General features: G+C 60.5%; 12 protein-coding genes. 8 read left to right on the forward strand and 4 right to left on the reverse strand.

What is annotated here, in order from left to right:
- Positions 1–264 precede the first annotated feature (264 nt).
- Positions 265–1,035 (forward strand): FCD domain-containing protein, encoded by a 771-nt coding sequence (locus AB7D48_RS09825; protein WP_427978312.1) that lies wholly within the window; start codon positions 265–267, stop codon positions 1,033–1,035.
- 71 nt (positions 1,036–1,106) lie between these two features.
- Here AB7D48_RS09825 and AB7D48_RS09830 read toward each other — a convergent pair whose 3' ends face one another.
- On the reverse strand, positions 1,107–1,703 hold the full coding sequence (locus tag AB7D48_RS09830; protein ID WP_427978315.1) for a TetR/AcrR family transcriptional regulator: 597 nt from the start codon (positions 1,701–1,703) through the stop codon (positions 1,107–1,109).
- A 279-nt stretch (positions 1,704–1,982) separates the two neighbouring features.
- Here AB7D48_RS09830 and AB7D48_RS09835 point away from each other — a divergent pair, with 279 nt between their 5' ends.
- Genes AB7D48_RS09835 through AB7D48_RS09855 form a run of 5 tightly spaced genes read left to right on the forward strand, consistent with a single transcriptional unit; the run spans position 1,983 to position 9,403 of the window.
- On the forward strand, positions 1,983–3,164 hold the full coding sequence (locus tag AB7D48_RS09835) for an efflux RND transporter periplasmic adaptor subunit (RefSeq protein WP_427978318.1): 1,182 nt from the start codon (positions 1,983–1,985) through the stop codon (positions 3,162–3,164).
- A 21-nt stretch (positions 3,165–3,185) separates the two neighbouring features.
- Positions 3,186–6,326: an efflux RND transporter permease subunit gene (locus tag AB7D48_RS09840; RefSeq protein WP_427978320.1), complete on the forward strand. Its 3,141-nt coding sequence runs from the start codon at positions 3,186–3,188 to the stop codon at positions 6,324–6,326.
- 3 nt (positions 6,327–6,329) lie between these two features.
- On the forward strand, positions 6,330–7,856 hold the full coding sequence (locus AB7D48_RS09845) for an efflux transporter outer membrane subunit (RefSeq protein WP_427978323.1): 1,527 nt from the start codon (positions 6,330–6,332) through the stop codon (positions 7,854–7,856).
- Positions 7,857–7,901: 45 nt separating this feature from the next.
- Positions 7,902–8,654 (forward strand): ABC transporter ATP-binding protein, encoded by a 753-nt coding sequence (locus tag AB7D48_RS09850; RefSeq protein WP_427978326.1) that lies wholly within the window; start codon positions 7,902–7,904, stop codon positions 8,652–8,654.
- Positions 8,651–9,403 (forward strand): ABC transporter permease, encoded by a 753-nt coding sequence (locus AB7D48_RS09855; protein WP_427978329.1) that lies wholly within the window; start codon positions 8,651–8,653, stop codon positions 9,401–9,403. Before AB7D48_RS09850 ends, AB7D48_RS09855 begins: the two co-directional genes overlap by 4 nt.
- Positions 9,404–9,454: 51 nt before the next feature.
- On the opposite strand, the gene AB7D48_RS09860 is transcribed toward AB7D48_RS09855, so the two are convergent.
- Both AB7D48_RS09860 and AB7D48_RS09865 read right to left on the reverse strand, forming a co-directional pair.
- Positions 9,455–10,378: a response regulator gene (locus AB7D48_RS09860; protein WP_427978331.1), complete on the reverse strand. Its 924-nt coding sequence runs from the start codon at positions 10,376–10,378 to the stop codon at positions 9,455–9,457.
- The gene (locus AB7D48_RS09865) at positions 10,368–13,748 is read right to left on the reverse strand and encodes a hybrid sensor histidine kinase/response regulator (protein ID WP_427978334.1); all 3,381 of its coding nucleotides are present in this window, start codon (positions 13,746–13,748) and stop codon (positions 10,368–10,370) included. Before AB7D48_RS09865 ends, AB7D48_RS09860 begins: the two co-directional genes overlap by 11 nt.
- Positions 13,749–13,916: 168 nt before the next feature.
- Between AB7D48_RS09865 and fmdA the strand changes: the two genes are divergently transcribed.
- Positions 13,917–15,149: a formamidase gene (fmdA, locus tag AB7D48_RS09870; protein WP_427978336.1), complete on the forward strand. Its 1,233-nt coding sequence runs from the start codon at positions 13,917–13,919 to the stop codon at positions 15,147–15,149.
- A gap of 1 nt (position 15,150) precedes the next feature.
- Positions 15,151–15,486 (forward strand): FmdB family zinc ribbon protein, encoded by a 336-nt coding sequence (locus tag AB7D48_RS09875; protein ID WP_427978339.1) that lies wholly within the window; start codon positions 15,151–15,153, stop codon positions 15,484–15,486.
- 94 nt (positions 15,487–15,580) lie between these two features.
- Here AB7D48_RS09875 and AB7D48_RS09880 read toward each other — a convergent pair whose 3' ends face one another.
- Positions 15,581–16,627 carry an aliphatic amidase gene (locus tag AB7D48_RS09880; RefSeq protein WP_427978341.1) on the reverse strand — a complete coding sequence of 349 codons (1,047 nt, stop codon included), beginning with the start codon at positions 16,625–16,627 and terminating at the stop codon, positions 15,581–15,583.
- Positions 16,628–16,645: the final 18 nt, after the last annotated feature.

Consider the following 16,645-nt stretch of genomic DNA (forward strand, 5'->3'; position numbering starts at 1 on the left):
GAGCTTGTCCGTGTCTGAGCGGGCTTTTGCCGGAATGCCGGATGTTAAAGCGCGCGGCGGCACGGCCAGATGCCGTTCCTCCATCAGTGGTGATGTGTGCTCCCAGTGGTTTACCGGTTTGTAAGCTTGAACGTGTGGTCCATATATCAGCCGTTAAATAAATTTGGCAATAATTATTTACCTATGTCTGGGGTGGCCTCTGGCTTACCGTTACGGGCGGGTTTCTGTTATGGTCGTGTTCAAGAGCAGAAAATAGGAAGTTACATGTCCACCAAGGTCCGGCCCGTGCCGCTTGCGGAAATCATCGCCGAACGCATTCAGACCATGATTCTGGAAGGGGCGCTGCGGCCAGGTGAGAAGCTGCTTGGTGAGCGGGAACTGGCGGAACGCCTGGGTGTGTCGCGTCCTTCCCTGCATCAGGCGCTGGCGCAGCTTGAGGAGAAAGGTTTGCTGATCACCACCAAATCAGGCACTGTTGTGGCAAGATTTCTTAACCGGCTGGCCGATCCGCTGGCTGAATTGTTCGTCACCGAGCCTCGGGCCACGGCGGATTACATTGAATTCCGCCAGACGGTGGAAGTGGCCGCCGCTGGCTATGCCGCGACCCGCGCGACCAAGCCCGAACGGGAAGCAATTGCCGATTGCCTGGACCGTATCCGTGCCGTGCATGATGCCGGAGACGCCAAGCTGGAAGCGGATTACGATGCTGAACTGCACGGACTGATCTATGAGGCGTCTCATAATCTGATGGTGCTGCATATCATGCGCGTGCTGGGCGATCTGCTGCGCCGCAATGTGTTTTATAATCGTGAAACGCTCTATTTAAGGGCGGGGGTCCGGGATTTGTTGCTGCAACAGCATCTCAAGGTCGGCGCCGCCGTGCTGAGCGGTGATGCCGAAACCGCCGCCGCCGCCATGCGCGCGCATATGGCATTCACGGGGTCCACCATTGAGGATATTCAGCGTGAGGAGGCGCGCCTAGCCACCGCCATGCGCCGGATCGACCGGAAATATCTCGTGGCCGAGCAGGAATAACCCCCCGCGCCCAAGCGCGTGCCAATGCAAGCAGAACATGCTCCAGGCGCCGATCATGCGGTGCACCTGTCTTAGCCGGCCTCGTTGGAGCAGACGCCATGCAGGAAAACCGAGACGCAGCTGCGGATATGAATAAACCATTCGGCATTGCCTGGCCATTCGATGGAATCGACGTTTTTCATGGTCAGAGCGCCGAAGATCATATCCATCAGCATGCCCGCCGCGCGCCGCGTGTCGCAATGCTTGATCAACCCCTTGGCCCGTTGCTTGTCCAACCAGCCCGTCAGAGCCGCGCGGGAGGCCTCACGGCCGCAATTATGCACAGCTTCCCGTAATTCGGGAAAACGTCCTCCCTCCGCAAGCACCACCCGCAACAGCTCCAGCCGTTCGCGGTTGGCTTCCTCGCTGATGCCGGCACAGAATATATCCTCCAGGGCACGGTCCATGGGCTGGGTGTCATCGGCCGGAAAATTCAACCATTTGTCGCGCATGGAGGAGATGACTTCGTTGAATAAGGCGGGCTTGCCGGGAAACAGCCGGTAGAGCGTCTGTTTGGAGATTTTGCAGGCCGCCGCGATCTCGCCCGTGGTGGTGGCGCCATATCCCTTGCTGACGAAGAGGTGGCGCGCCGTTTCCACAATGGCATGGCGCTGGGTTTCATCCGGCATGGTCTTTGGTCGTCCGCGGCAGCGGGCGTTTTCGTCGGTTTCCGCGTGGGGTATTGTGTTGTTTTTATGTATTTCCATTCTCGGCGTCCTTGTTATTGTGTACAATCGTCCGCCTGCCGCTTGACATTACCGACAACCTCATAATATCAGTACTAGGAAGTACTGTAAATGAAATGTTACAGTCTTTCTCGCATGGGAGAGTCCCATGTGAGCTTGGTGAGTGTTGTTCCCTGTTTTTTTGTTCTTTCCCATACATAAATTTGGGCTTTTGAGGTGCATATGCCGCTGAAATACCGTTTCCCCACGCGTTCGCGTTTGCTGGCGGCCGCGTGCCTTTCGGCGCTGACCTTGGCCCTGGTGGGGTGTGAGAAGAAACAACAAGCCGAGGCACCCCCGCCGCAGGTCGGGGTGATCACCATCAAGACCCAGCCTGTCGTCCGCACGACGGATCTGCCGGGCCGCACCAGCGCGGTGATGACCGCTGAAATCCGTCCGCAGGTGAGCGGCGTGATTTTGAAGCGTCTGTTCGTGGAGGGGGCGGATGTGAAGGCGGGCGAACAGCTCTACCAGATCGATCCCGCTCCTTATCAGGCGACGTATGACAGCGCCGTCGCGACCTTGAAGCACGATCAGGCGCAGTTGACGACAGACCAGGCCCAGGCCAAGCGCTATAAGCCGCTGGCGGCGGCCCAGGCGGTCAGCCAGCAGGATTACGACAACGCCGTGGCCGCCGTGCAGGAGGATGAAGCCAATATCGCCTCCGCCAAGGCGCAGATCGAAACGGCGCGCATCAACCTGCAATATACCAAGATGTTCTCGCCGATCTCCGGCACCATCGGGGCGTCTTCGGTGACGCCGGGCGCGTTGGTCACGGCGGATCAGACCACCGCGCTCGCCACCGTCACGCAGCTCAACCCGATTTATGTGGACGTCAATGAGTCCACCTCCACTTGGCTGCGTCTGAAGCAGGAAATGCAGGCCGGCAAGTTGGAGACCACCCCCGACGGTTCGGCGAAAGTCATGCTGACGTTGGAGGATGGCACCGCCTATAGCCTGCCAGGCAAGCTGCAATTCACCGAGGTGAATGTGGATCAGGAAACCGGCACCGTGCTGGTGCGCGCGATTTTCCCCAATCCGCAGCATTTGCTGCTGCCTGGCATGTATGTGCATGCGACGCTTGAGGAAGGAACGGATCAGAATGCCATTCTGGTGCCGCAGCAGGCGGTTTCGCGCAATACGCACGGCGACCCGGTGGTGTTGCTGGTGAATGGCAAGAATGTCGTGAGCCAGAAGGTGATCCAGGTCTCGCAGGCGATCGGCACGGATTGGCTCGTGACCGGCGGGTTGCAGGTCGGCGACCGGGTGATCGTGGACGGGTCGCAAAACGCCACGCCCGGCGGCACGGTTACCCCTGTCGACGAGACCAGCTCGTCCAAATCCGCTTCTTCCTCCGCCTCCTAATTCAAAGGCCGGATTCCGCTCATGTCACGTTTTTTTATTGACCGGCCGATTTTCGCCTGGGTGCTGGCGCTGGTGCTCATGCTTGCTGGCGCGATTTCGATCACCCAGCTTCCCGTGGCGCAATATCCATCCATTGCCGCTCCGCAGGTCTCCATCACGGGTACGTATCCGGGAGCTTCGGCGGAGACCGTGGCCAATACCGTCATCCGACCGATTTTGCAGCAAATGTCCGGGCTGGACGGGCTGGAATATATCAGCTCAGATGCTCAATCCACCGGCGCGTTCGAGATTGATCTGACCTTCACGCAAGGCACGGACTCGAATATTGCCCAGGTGCAGGTGCAGAATAAGCTCTCCCTGGCGGAAGCGTCCCTGCCCTCGGAGGTCACGACCACGGGGCTGAAAGTGCTGAAGGCGACGCGCGACTATATGTTGTTCTTCGCGTTGATCTCCACCAATGGCAGCATGGACCGGTCGGACATCGCGGACTATATCGCGTCCAATATGGTCGATCCCATCACGCGGATTTCCGGTGTGGGCGATTACACGTTGTTCGGCTCCGAATATGCGATGCGGATTTGGCTGAATCCTGACGCGCTCTACAAATATGGCCTCACGGTTGGCGATGTCGTGGATGCGTTGAAGGCACAGAACGTGCAGGTGCCGGCCGGTGAATTAGGCGGTTTGCCCGCGGTCAAGGGCCAGAGGCTGGATGCGACGATCGTCGGGCCTTCGGAGCTGAACACACCGGAAGAATTCAGCAATATCCTGCTGAAGGTGGAAACCAGCGGCGCGCAAGTGCGGCTGAAGGATGTGGCGAAAGTCGAGCTGGGGCCGCAAAGCTATTCCATCGCGGGCCAGTTCAACGGCCAACCGACGGCGGCCGTGGGCCTGAAATTGGCGGCGGGCGCCAATCAGCTCACCACGGAAGCGGCGGTGAAGGCTGAGTTGAAAGTGCTGAGCGCGCGCATGCCGGCGGGGCTGAAGCTCGTCTATCCCTATGACACCGAGCCATACATCACGCTGTCCCTGAAGGAGGTGGTGCAGACGCTGTTTGAAGCCATCGTGCTCGTCTTCATCGTGATGTTTATTTTCCTGCAGAATTTCCGGGCAACACTGGTGCCGACCATCGCCGTGCCGATCGTGCTGCTGGGCACGTTCGGTGTGCTGTCGGCGCTGGGGTACTCCATCAACACATTGACCATGTTGGCCATGGTGTTGGCGGTGGGGCTGCTGGTGGACGATGCGATCGTGGTGGTCGAGAATGTCGACCGTCTGATGCATGATAGGAAATTATCGCCCAAGGAGGCGGCGCGCGAATCGATGAAGGAGATTTCCGGCGCGTTGATCGGCATCGCCCTGGTGCTGGCGGCGGTCTATTTGCCGATGGCCTTCTTCAGCGGTTCCACGGGCGTGATCTACCGGCAATTCTCCGTCACCATCGTCTCGGCCATGGTGCTCTCGGTGTTGACGGCGCTGATCTTCACGCCTTCGCTTTGCGGTACCTTGCTCCGGCCGAACAAGGAAGGGGCCGGCACGCACGGTTTCTATGGCTGGTTCAACCGCAATTTCGAGAAAACCCGCGAGGGTTATCTGCTGGGCGTCCGCAAGATGACCAAATGGCGGCGCTTCTCCATGTTCGTCTTCCTCGCGATCACGCTGACGATGGCGTTTTTGTTCGTGAAGTTGCCCATTGGCTTTCTACCGAACGAAGATCAGGGGCTGCTGCTCGGTCAGGTTTCCTTGCCGGCGGGGTCCACCGCCGAGCAAACCCAGGCGCTGACGGATAAGGTGCGCGAATATATGCTGAAGCATGACAGCGACAGCGTGAAATCGGTGTTTACCGCCACGGGTTTCAGCTTCGCGGGCCAAGCGCAGAGTCAGGGCTTCATCGTGGCGTTGATGAAACCCTGGGATAAGCGGCCGAAAGTCTCGCAAGGCGTTGCCGCTGTGGCGGACGATACGATGCGTCATTTTTATGGGAACCGCGAGGGGCAGGTCTTTATCCTGCAACCACCGGCGGTGCTAGAGCTGGGTAATGCCACAGGCTTCGACCTGGAGTTGGAAAACACCGGCGATCTCAGTGAGCAGCAATTCCTGGCCGCGCGTAACCAGCTTCTCGGCATGGCCGCGCAGGACAAGAAGCTGATGGCCGTGCGCCCGAATGGCCTGGGCGATGCGCCACAATACAAGCTGGATATAGACCGGGAGAAGGCCAAGGCCTTTGGGGTGTCGATCGATGATCTGGATACGACTGTCCAGGGCGCGCTGGCTTCCGAATATGTGAACCAGTTCACCCGTGGTGGACGCGTGAAGGATGTCTATGTCCAGGGCGAGGCGGATTCGCGCATGCTGCCGTCGGATCTCAATAAATGGTATGTGCGCAACAGTTCCGGAGGCATGGTGCCCTTCAGCAGTTTCATGACGGGTCATTGGGAGTTGGGGCCGCAAAAAGTCGAGATCTATAACGGCCATACCGCTTATGAAATCCAGGGTGAGCCCGCGCCTGGCGTCAGCAGCGGTACCGCCATGACGGAGATCCAAAAGCTTGTCGCCAAGCTGCCGAAGGGTGTCTCCATGGAATGGACGGGCATTTCCTATGAACAGGTGAAGGCCGGGTCGCAAACCACGGCATTGTACACCATCTCGGTTATCTTCGTGCTGCTTTGTCTGGCGGCCCTGTATGAAAGCTGGTCAATCCCGGTGGCGGTGATGCTGGTGGTGCCGCTTGGCATTATCGGCGCGGTGCTGGCCAATATGCTGCGCGGGATCGATAATGACGTGTATTTCCAGGTCGGGTTGCTGACGACGATGGGACTGGCGGTGAAGAACGCCATTTTGATCGTGGAATTCGCGCGTAATTTCTATGAGCAGGGAGAAAGCCTCGTGGATGCGGCGCTGCACGCGGCACATGAGCGCCTTCGCCCGATTTTGATGACCTCCATTGCCTTTATCTGCGGCACCTTCCCGCTGGCTATCGCCACCGGGGCGGGTGCGGGGGCTAGGCAAGCCATTGGCACGGCGGTGGTGGGCGGTATGTTGACGGCCACGGTGCTGGCCATTTTCTTCGTGCCGGTGTTTTTTGTGACGGTGCTGACCCTTACCAAGGTCAAGCGTCGATCGGAACGGGGCGAGACCCGGACTACCGGGCAGGGAGGCTGAACCATGCGCCATGTAAAACCAGCTTCCGCCCTGTTGCTGAGCCTGCTCTCCGGGTGCAGCCTGATCCCGGCTTATCATCGTCCGGCTTTGCCGGTGACGAACCAATATCCGGTGACGACAAGCACCAGCGGTCAGCCCGCCGCCGATATAGGCTGGGAGCAGTTCTTCAAGGACCCCGCCTTGCAGAAGCTCATCGCGCTCAGCCTGGCGAATAACCGGGATCTGCGCGTTTCCGTCCTGGACGTGGAAGAAGCCCAGGCGCAATACCGGGTCGACCGGGCGAGCCTGTTTCCCACGATCGAGGGCAATGCCTATCAGGATGTCACCCGGACGCCGGCCAATCTCAGTTCCAGCGGCAATGCCGTCACCGCGCATGAATATAGTCTGGGCGCGCAGGCGGTTTCCTGGGAACTGGATTTGTTCGGCAAAATCCGTTCGAAGGCTGAATCCGCCCGTCAGACATATCTGAGCGATGCGCAAACGGCGGTCAGCGCCCGGATCGCGCTGGTCGCGGAAGTCGCCTCCGAATATTATGCGTGGCAGGCTGACCGTGAATCCTTGCAAATCGCCCAGGAAACTGCCGCCTCGGCGCAAAAATCCTTGCATTTGACGGCGCTTGAGCTGTCGCATGGAACCACGACGGCGATGGATGTGGCGCAGGCACAGTCCACCTACGACACGGCGAAGGCCGATATAGCGCAATATCAGCGTCAGGTCGCGCAGGATCTGGACCAGCTCGTGCTGTTGGCGGGAGCGCCCATTCCGCGGACCTTGCTGAAGCAGATGGAAGATACGGATGGGCTGGCGGCCGAGCCGGCCTTGCCGCGTGTCCCCGCCGGCCTGCCGTCGGATCTGTTGACCCGTCGGCCGGATATTCGCGCGGCGGAGCATTTGCTGCTGGCGGCCAATGCCAATATCGGCGCGGCGCGGGCGGCGTTTTTCCCATCCATCAGCCTTACCGCCAGCGGTGGTGTCGCCAGCAATAGTCTGAGCAGCCTGTTTGATGGCGGCCAGGGATCCTGGATGTTCGAACCGCAGATCACCGTGCCGATTTTCACGGCGGGGGCCAATATCGCGAATTTGGACATTGCCAAGATCGAGAAGCGCATCGAAATCGCCAATTATGAAAAGGCGATTCAATCCGCTTTCCATGATGTGTCCGACGCGCTCACCGCCCGTCAGACCTATGACGATCAGGTGAGTGCCCAGACGGATCTGGTGGCGGCGGACAGCCGTTATTATCAGCTCGCGGATATGCGCTTCAAAGCCGGGATCGATAATTACCTGAACGTGCTTGTGGCGCAGGATTCACTGCTGAGCGCGCGCCTGACGCTGGTGAGTCTGAAGCTCGTTCAACAGCAGAACGAGATCACGCTCTACAAGGCGCTGGGTGGCGGCTGGCAGGCGCAGAGTACGCCGCCCGTGCCGACGGCGGCGGGGACTTCGGCGAATGCCGCGGGAAAAGCAACCTCGCCAGCGCCGAAACCGGTTTCCGCTTCCTCTAAGCCGATACCGCTTACAGCCAACTGATGTGCTCTCGCGCATCTCGCCCATGGCCTTTATAGCTGGGGCGGGATGAGCGAGGGTTTTCATCATATCGCGCCGCCAGCACTTGAAATGCGCGGGTTGGCGCTTCGTTATGCGGGACAGCCATTGTTCGAGGGGCTGACAATGTCGGTCCCCGCCGGGTGTTGCACGGCGCTGCTGGGGGCCAGCGGTGTCGGTAAAACCAGCCTGCTGCGCATTGCGGCGGGGTTGGCCACGCCAGATGCGGGCAGCGTGCAAGCCAGCGATGGGTTGCCGCTGGCCGGGCGTATCGCCTGGATGGGACAGCAGGATTTGCTTTATCCCTGGGCCCGGGTGTTGGAAAATGTGACCATTGGCAGCCGGCTGCGCGGCGAGCGGGCGGACAAGCCCCGGGCCTTGACCCTGCTGGAGGCGGTGGGCTTGCGCGGCTGGGAGCGGGCTTTGCCCAAGGAGCTTTCCGGCGGCATGCGCCAGCGTGTGGCGCTGGCGCGGACTTTATACGAGGATCGTCCCGTGGTGCTGATGGACGAACCTTTTTCCGCGCTGGACGCGATCACCCGCGCGGCGATGCAGACGCTTGCAGCCAGGCTGCTGACCGGGCGCACGACGCTGTTGATTACCCACGACCCGATGGAAGCCTGCCGGCTGGCGCATGGTCTTTATGTGTTGTCCGGGCGGCCCGCCCGTTTGGGGAAGGAGATTTTCGTGCCTGGCATGCCGCCCCGCGCGCCGGACGATGCTGGCGTATTGCGGATTCAGGGCGAATTGCTCCGCGTCTTGCTGGCGGGCAGCGCGGCATGAGTTCTGTGCGGGTCGCCTTGCGCCCGGCGGTCACATTGTGCGGGCTGCTTATCCTCTGGTGGGCCGTGGCGCGGTTCACGGGTATTCCGCCTTTTCTGCTGCCTGGCCCGGGCGCCGTGGCACATGAGCTGGTGACGCAATACGGCTTCCTGCTGCGGAACATGCTGGTGACCTTGGTGGAGGTCATATTAGGGCTAGGGCTTGGCACTTTGTTCGGCGTGTTACTGGCGCTCAGCATGGTGTTCTCACGCGGGTTGCGGCGTTGGCTGCTGCCCTTGTTGCTGCTCAGCCAGGCCGTGCCGGTTTTCGCGCTAGCGCCGCTGCTGGTGTTATGGCTGGGATTTGGGCTGGCCTCGAAAGTCTTGATGGCGATTCTGGTGATTTTCTTTCCGGTTACCGCCGCGTTTTACGACGGGCTGCGCCGGACAGAGCCTGGGTGGCTGGATCTGGCTCATACCATGGGGGCTTCCAGCTTCACGATCTTGTTGCGTGTACGGCTGATGGCGGCGTTGCCTGCTTTTGGCGCGGGTTTGCGCATCGCGGCGGCGATGGCGCCGATCGGTGCCATCTTGGGGGAATGGGCGGGCGCGTCCGAAGGGTTGGGCTATGTGATGCTCAACGCGAATGCCAGGATGCAGACGGATTTGATGTTCGCCGCCCTGGTGTTGCTGGCGGCCATGACGATCCTGCTTTGGGTGGCGGTGGATGTGGTGTTGAAGAAATTACTGCACTGGGCACCGGAAACTTAGAGGGCTCAGCTTTTCGCCGAGGATTCTAGAGCATCCTGACCGGATGCCGCCCTAGCTGCCCTCCAGCGCCCTGATCGCAATTGCCACGGCGGAGGTCCGGGTTTCCACCCCCAGTTTCGGGTACATTTGTTCCAGATGCTTGTTTACCGTGCGGTAGCTTACATTCAGGATCTGCGCGATGTCCCGGTTGGATTTGCCCCGTGCCAGCCATAACAGCACCTCGGTTTCGCGCCGTGTCAGTTTCACGCGCGCCTGCAAGCGGTCGAGGTCATGGTCGGTATCCTGTTCGACAATGCGGAGCAGAAACTCATTTTCCGCCATCTGACCGATCAACGCGAATTCCACCCGCCGGGAGGGCGCTTCGGGAACCGGCACGGCGATGATGATATTGCCCGGTATTTCTTGCGGTTGCGCCAGCCTGGCCGCCAGCCAGCTTCGTGCCTCGGCCGGCAGCTCGGCTCCTGGTGCGATATTGCCAAGCAGCCGTGCCGCCTGATGCGTGCTCCAGCGCAGATGGCCCTTGGCATCGGCCACCAGCAGAAACCTGCCCGAGGCGTCCATGGCGCGCTGGGCGCTGCGGGTAAGTTGGGCATTGGCCAGATGCACGCGGATCCGCGCGATCAGTTCTCCCGGCACCACGGGTTTGGTCACGTAATCCACCCCGCCCGCTTGCAGGCCGCAGACCACGCTTTCCGTATCTGTCAGCCCGGTCATGAAGATCACGGGCACCAGGGCCAAGCCTGGGCGGCGCTTGAGACGTTGGCAGGTTTCGAATCCGTCAATGCCGGGCATCAAGGCGTCCAACAGAATTACATCCGGCGTTACCTGTTCCAGCAAAACCAGCGCCATTTCGCCTTGCAGCGCCACCAGAACGTTGAAGCCGGCGGGTTCCAGCGCGTCGATGAGAAGGCGCAGCATGGTCGGTTCGTCATCGATGATGAGGATGGTCGGGCGGGCGGGCGGATCAGGCGGCATCTTGTTCGAGCTCTTCAAGGGCGGCAAGGAATTCCGGCAGGCGCAGCCCGGCCGCCAGCGCGGCAAGCGGCTCCACCAGGGTTCTGGTTTCCGGTGTTTCCTCCACCAGCCGGTCCAGGCTCTCCTCCAACCCGCGGATAAACCCAATCTGTGCCAGGTAGCGAAGCTGGGCAAGGTGCGGGCGTAGAGCGGCTTCGGCCAATCCAGGCGCGGGCGCCGTGGCGGCGGGAAGGGGCTCGGGCCACTCGTCCTGAATCCAGTCGAGCTTTAAAAGCTGGCTGATCGTGTCGAGCAATTTGCGGAGATTGAGGGGTTTGGGCAGGGCTGCGTCATAGGCGCCGCTCTGGGTGTCGCGCAGTACTGGGGCATGGGCGGTCAGCATGATGATGGGAATGCTCTCGTGCTTGCTGTCTTGGCGCAGGCAGCGGGCGAGGCCGAGACCGTCGAGTTCCGGCGCTTCGGTTTGCGGCATCGAGAAATCCAGCAGGAAGAGATCCGCCGGGCAATCGGCGGCGAGGCGCAGACAGGAAGGGCCGTCCGGTGCCATGAGCAAGGTGAAGCCGAGGGGGGTCAGCGCATCGTGCAACAGGGTGCGATGCACGGCATTATCTTCTGCCGCGATGATGGTGCGCCGTGGCCCGCGATAGCCGGTGATGCGCCCGCGCGCTGGAAGTTGGGTGCCGGTGCGCGGAGCCCGGGAGATGAGAAGCTGAACCTTGAAGCGGCTGCCCTTGCCGGGCTCGCTTTCCACCGAAATCCGTCCGCCCAGAATTTCGACGAGAAGCTTGGTAATGGTCAGGCCCAGCCCGATGCCGGGGGGCGCGCCGCCTTCTTTCTGTGCCGCGCGCTCGAACGGTTCGAAGATACGAGACAGATCGGCCGGGGCGATGCCTGGGCCGGTATCGCTGACCTCGAACTCCATGACTTCACCGGGAATGCGCAGGGTAAGGCGAATCCCGCCGCGTGTGGTGAATTTGAGGGCGTTGGACAGCAGGTTGATAAGAATCTGGCGCAGCCGGATTTCGTCGATAAAAACCAGGGCGGGCAGGTTCGAGGGGGAAGTGAAGTCGAAACTAAGCCCCTTGGCGGCGGCCTGCAGCCGGAACATGCCGGTGATCTGGGCCAGGAAATCCGGGAAATTGACCTCCCGGCGTTCAATGTCGATGCGCCCGGCCTCGATCTTGGAAATATCCATTAACCCTTCGATGAGCCCGTGCATATGCTCGCCAGAACGGCGGATGATGCCGAGAGTCTCGCGCCGCCGGGGTGGGATGGTTTCGTCGTTTTCCAGCAATTGCGCATAACCCAGCACGGCATTGAGCGGTGTGCGAAGCTCATGGCTGACCCCGACGATAAAGCGTGTTTTGGCGATGTTCGCGGCTTCGGCCACCTCACGGGCGCGGGCGAGCTTGGCGTCCGTTTTGCGGTGGGCGGAAATTTCCGCCAGCAGCAGCCGTGTCTGGCGCCGGCTTTCCTCCTCGGCGGCCAGGGAGGACTCGCGGGCCAGGACCTGTAGCCAAGCGAAAATGCCCGACACCAGAAGAATGCACACGAAGACCCGCCATAGCGCGCTGGCCAGAAGCCCGGCGGCGGCGCTGTTCTGGCTGGCCGCCTGCCAGTAAAAGGCGGCGAAAATGAGCCCCAGAACCAAGGTGGTGAGGCTGAACACACCAAGGAACCGCAATAATACAGGGTCCAGCCGGGTACGCAGGGGGGAGGGAAGCAAGCGGCGGATGAGCGCATTGAACTGGGCGCCGTAGCGGGCATGGGGTTTGCACGCATCCCGGCAGCGGGAATCCAGCGTGCAGCAGAGCGAGCAGATGGGCGCGGCATAAGCTGGGCAATAGGCGACGTCCTGCCGCTCGAATGCGTTGTCGCAGACGGAGCAGGTGATTCGGTCGCGGCCAGCCCAGGCGCGGCGGGGTTTGCGGGCGAGATAGAAGCGTCCGCGCGTGGCGGTGGCGATGGCGGGCACGGCGATGAAGGCGGTGGCGAGCGAGATGAAGGGCGCGAAGGCATGAGCATAGGCCCCGCAAAGCCCGGCGACACAGGGCGCGCCCGCCAGGGTCGCCAGCAGCATGGCACCGGTGCCGACGGGATTGATATCATAGAGATGAGCACGCTTGAACTCGATGATGCGAGGGCCAAGACGCAGCCCCTTCACCAGCACGAGGTCGGCGCAGATGGACCCGACCCAGGCGCAGGCCAGTACGGAATAAAAGGCCAGAATGGGCTCGATGGAACGGTAGATGTCCAGCTCCATCAGCAGCAGCCCGATGGCCGCGTTGAACACCAGCCAGACCACCCGGCCAGGGTGGCGGTGGGTCAGGCGTGAGAAGAAATTCGACCACGCGATGGACCCCGCATAGGCATTGGTCACGTTGATCTTGGTCTGTGCCACCGCGACCAGCATGGCCGCCGCCAGCAAGGCGATATGCGGCGGCAGGGCCAGCCCGTAAGCGGCGTGATAGAGCGTCATGGGCTGGGTGGCCTGCTCGGACCCGAATCCCAGATTCAGCGCCAGGACGCCCAGCATGGACCCGGCGAGCAGCTTGACAACACCTGGCACGACCCAGCCTGGTCCGGTGGCGATGAGTGCCGCCCACCAGCGCCAGCGCGCTTTTGGTCCAGGTTTGGGGAGGAAGCGCAGATAGTCGGCCTGTTCACCGATTTGCGCGATCAACGAGACGATTACCGAGGCGCAGGCCCCGAAAGGCAGCAACGCGAATCCGCCGCTCCAGGCCAGGCCATGAAAGCTTGCCCAGCCGTGAAAAATCGCTGGATGTATCAACAGAAACAGGATGGGTATGAAATTGAGCGCGAGCCAGAGCGGTTGCGTCCATGCCTGGAAGCGGGAAATGAAAGTCATGCCGTAAGCGGCGAGTGGAATGATGCCGAGGGTGGAGAGCACATAGCCAAGATGCAGCGGGATGTTGAAGACCTTGTTCAACATGCTCGCGAAGATTGAAGCCTCCAACGCGAAGAAGATGAAGGTGAAGGAAGCATAGATCAAAGAGGTGATGGTGGAGCCAATATAGCCAAAGCCCGCGGCGCGGGTGAGCAGATCGATATCGACCCCGTATTTCGCGGCGGCATAGGCGATGGGCCCGGCGGTGATCGAGATGAGCAGCGCCACGGCCAGGATCGCGGCCACGGCGTTGACCGGCCCATATTGCAGCGTGATGGTGGCGCCGATGGCTTCCAGAGCCAGGAAGGAGGTGGCCCCGAACGCGGTGTTCGCCACTGTCCGCGCGGAAAATTTCCGCGACGCGCTGGCGGTGAAACGCAGCGCGTAATCTTCCATCGTCTCATCGGCGACAAACTGGTTGTAGGAGCGCCGGATCGGGGAAATTCGTTGTGGAAACGCCATCGCGCCTCGCCGGTTGATTAACTGTGGGTCAGGAAAGATTAACCGGGAAAACACGCAAGCGAATACGCACTCTGCCGTATTCCGGATAAGGCCACGATTTTCGAGGGTGGCACGGTGCTTTGCACGAGGTTTTTCCCAAACGTTTCAGCCAAATGGAGTGTCCTCGCCGTGACCGAGACGCTGATCAAAGTCGATCTGAATGGATCGCCCCTGACGAATGACATGGTGCATAATCGCTGGCATCCGGATATTCCGATGGTTGCCAAGGTAAAGCCCGGGGATGATTTCATCCTCGAATGCTATGACTGGACCGGTGGTGCCATCAAGAACAATGACAGCGCTGAGGATATTCGCGATGTTGATCTGACCACCGTGCATTATCTCTCCGGCCCGATCGAGGTTGAAGGCGCGGAGCCAGGCGACCTGCTGGTTGTGGATTTTCTGGATATTGGGCCGCTTCAGGAGAATCTCTGGGGTTTTAACGGGTTTTTCGCCAAGAAGAATGGCGGGGGCTTTCTGACCGACCAATTCCCGCTGGCGCAAAAATCCATTTGGGACTTCAAGGGCATGTTCACATCCTCACGACATATTCCGGGGGTGAATTTCGCCGGGCTGATCCATCCCGGCCTGATTGGCTGCCTGCCGGACGCCAAGATGCTGGAAACTTGGAACAAGCGTGAGACGGAGTTGATTTCCACCAACCCCACCCGGGTGCCGGGCCTAGCCAACCCGCCTTTCGCGCCGACCGCCCATATGGGCCGCATGAAGGGAGCCGCGCGTGACAAGGCCGCCGCCGAGGGGGCGCGCACCGTGCCGCCGCGTGAACATGGCGGCAATTGCGACATCAAGGATCTATCCCGTGGGGCGCGGGTTTATTTCCCGGTCTATGTGAAGGGGGCGGGATTGTCTGTCGGCGATCTGCATTTCAGCCAGGGCGATGGCGAGATCACCTTCTGCGGCGCCATCGAGATGCCTGGCTTCATCCATCTGGGCATTCATTCGCTCATCAAGGGCGGCATGGCGAAATACGGGATCAAGAATCCGATCTTCAAGCCCAGCCCGATCAAGCCGAATTATCAGGATTATTTGGTGTTCGAGGGAATTTCGGTCGATGATTCCGGCGAGCAGCATTATCTCGATATGTTCGTGGCTTATCAACAGGCCTGCATGAACGCGATCAACTACCTCAAGACATTCGGGTATTCCGGTGCTCAGGCTTATTCCTTGCTTGGCACGGCGCCGGTGCAGGGGCATATTTCAGGGATCGTGGATGTGCCCAATGCCTGCGCCACGCTGTATCTGCCAACCGAGATTTTCGAGTTTGACATCAATCCCGGTGCGTCTGGCCCAATTCCGGCGCTGGCTGGCGGTATGGATCTGCCGATCGCGCCGGACAAGTAAGATGCCGGTTTACGATTATATGTGCCCGCATTGCGGGCCATTCACCGCGCTGATGCCAATGGCGGCGTTCGAGGACGATCTCGACTGTCCGGAATGCGGTAAGGCCGCGCCACGGGCCTTGTTGAATGTGCCGCATTTCGCGCTGATGAGCGGCACCAAACGCAAGGCATATGCGGTGAACGAGAAAAGCGCTTATGAGCCGGACAGCACACGCAAGAGCGGGCGGCATCCACCAGGGTGCGGATGCTGCGCCAAGCCGCCGGGTAAGTTGAAGGCCGATGCGCCCGCCCCGATGAAGAGCTTTCCGGGTAGCCGGCCCTGGATGATCAGCCATTGAAAACGGCTCCCCCGGGAGGAAGCCGTTTTCATGGATGAGTTAGACGAGGAACATCTCACGATGGAAAGAGGAAGCCTTTCGGCCTCCTCTTCTTTTACTCCACGATGGCGGTTGTGCTTGCGCCGTTGGGAATCCCCTCGATGGGACATTCATCCGTGCCTAGCGTGGGGCGGGTGAGAGCTTCCACCTTCGCGCGCGTGGCTTCCGGGTCGTTCACCCATTCGCGGTAGAAATCGAACGGGCAGACGGCCATGCCGGGCTGGTTCTCGCGGGAATTGACCATACCGGTATAGCCGCGATGCAGCAGCTTGAAGAGATGGTTTTGCGATTGCAGATTCTTGCGCGCGTCCCGAATGAGAAATTTGGAGAGCGCGGCATATTGGATGCCATATTCCTCTTCGCCGCATTCGCCCAGCGTCCTGCCATCGAAACCGATGATCGCGGAATGACCAAAATAGGAATAGACACCGTCGAAACCAGTGGCATTGGCGACCGCGACATAGCAATTATTCGCCCAGGCCATGGTTTTGGCCATCAGCACCTGCTGCTCCTTGGCCGGATACATATAGCCTTGGCAACGGACGATCAGCTCGGCGCCCTTCATCGCGCAGTCGCGCCAGATTTCGGGGTAATTGCCGTCGTCGCAGATGATGAGGCTGATTTTCAGCCCCTTGGGGCCGTCGCAAACGAAGGTCTTGCCGCCGGGATACCAGCCCTCGATCGGTACCCAAGGCATGATCTTACGGTATTTCTGGACGATCTCGCCTTTGTCGTTAATGAGGACGAGGGTATTGTAGGGCACCTTGTTTGGGTGGTCCTCATGCCGTTCGCCGGTGAGGGAGAAGACCCCCCAGACTTTCGACTCACGGCAAGCCGCGGCGAAGATCTCGGTTTCCTCGCCGGGGATGCTGGCCGCCGTTTCCATCATCTCGCCCGGGTCGTACATGATCCCTTGCGTGGAATATTCAGGGAAGATCACGAGATCCATCCCCGGAAGGCCAAGTTTCATGCCGGGGATCATCGCGGCGATTTTTTTGGCGTTCTCGATCACCTCGGCCTTGGTGTGCAGCCGGGGCATTTTGTAATTGACGACGGCAACGCCAACGGTATCGGCGCTGCTGGAAATATCTCCATGCAACATGATGGGCCTCTTTCAATA

It is taken from the genome of Acidocella sp. (genome assembly GCF_050253495.1).
GTDB lineage: Bacteria > Pseudomonadota > Alphaproteobacteria > Acetobacterales > Acetobacteraceae > Acidocella.